1 protein-coding gene is annotated in these 1,202 nt (G+C 67.6%); it reads right to left on the reverse strand.

All coding sequences use genetic code 11. From position 1 onward, the window contains the following. Positions 1-126: 126 nt before the first annotated feature. The gene (locus ACIPYQ_RS39885; protein ID WP_401259463.1) at positions 127-336 is read right to left on the reverse strand and encodes a hypothetical protein; all 210 of its coding nucleotides are present in this window, start codon (positions 334-336) and stop codon (positions 127-129) included. Positions 337-1,202: the final 866 nt, after the last annotated feature.

A 1,202-nucleotide genomic window follows, 5' to 3' on the forward strand; every position in this document is an offset into this window, starting at 1 on the left:
CGGGGGCCGGGCCGCCCGCCCCGCGGGGGGGGGGCCCCCGGGGGGGGGGCCCCCGCCCGGCCGGGCCGCGGGGGGGGGGGGGGGGGGGGCCCCCCCCCACCCCCACCCCCCACCCGTGTCGGGCTTCTACCGCTCGCCGTCCCGGCGGCCGCGCTGCCGTTCCTTCCTCGCCTCCCGGAGCTTCGCGCGCGCGTCACGCAGTTCTCGCCGGCGCAGGAGATACGCCCGCCGTCCCTCCCCCCACGCCAGCCGGTCGGCCGACTCCTGGGGGAAGACGGCCTGCACACAGCCCAGCCCCAGACTCAGGGCCAAGCACGGGTTCTGCGCGAGAGCCATGACAAATTCCCCTTCCCGGCCTCCCCCCGCAGGCGGCCGAGACGGACGATTTATGATGCATTTTCTGCAATCGAGAGTTGCAGGCAGAGCATAAATATCAATTCGGCATGACGGCGAGACAGATCATCGATGGCATCATTCCGGGGCTTGGTCGAATATCTCGCCCACACCGTACGGGATCCTCGCTCTTTCCGAATGGCGCCTCCCGCATGACACGGCAACGTGGCCGAACCGGGCAATAAACGGCCCGCACGTCCCCGAAGCGCTACGAGTATATGAGTGGTTCGTAGCGGGTTTGACGGGATGCAATTCTGATATCCAGTCAGATGGCTTGCGTTGCAGGTTGTTTGGTATGCGTCGGGAATTGGTGACACCTTCACCGGCGACCCCATCGGCGTGGGGCGCTCTGCTGCTGACGATCTTTCTGGTGTAGACCACTCAGGGGTGACGCTCCGACGTCCGTGTTACGTTCTGTGACGTGTCGGGAGAGGGGCCGGCGGGGTCGACACTCCGCGGGACCGTGTGCATACTGTTACTGAGAGGGAGCGCGCAGCGCGAGCGGTAAGACCTCGGCCCCGCAGGGGCCACACCTCGATATTCGGTCCTGAGACACCGTTACAGACAACCTGACACCCGATCAAAAGCCTTCTGACCTGCTTCAATTAAGCTGAAGAACCCCGCGGCAGACCCCCTCCGTTGTCAGCCGGCCACCGCGGACCGGTAGTCCCCGAACCGACCGGGACCACCCCGCCGTCACCGCAGGTGATGGCCCATCGGGCCCACTCCGCCCGGCGTCGCGCAGTGACGCAGCCCCCTTGGGAGTGACGCAGTCACTCCGCGTCGTGTCTCCGCAGGAGACCGCGCGC

This window comes from Streptomyces sp. NPDC090045 (assembly GCF_044747975.1).
In the GTDB taxonomy this organism is placed as follows: domain Bacteria; phylum Actinomycetota; class Actinomycetes; order Streptomycetales; family Streptomycetaceae; genus Streptomyces.

Coding starts and splice junctions, on each gene's coding strand:
- ACIPYQ_RS39885 (WP_401259463.1), bottom strand. CDS start 336: ATGGCTCTCGCGCAGAACCCGTGCTTGGCCCTGAGTCTGGGGCTGGGC.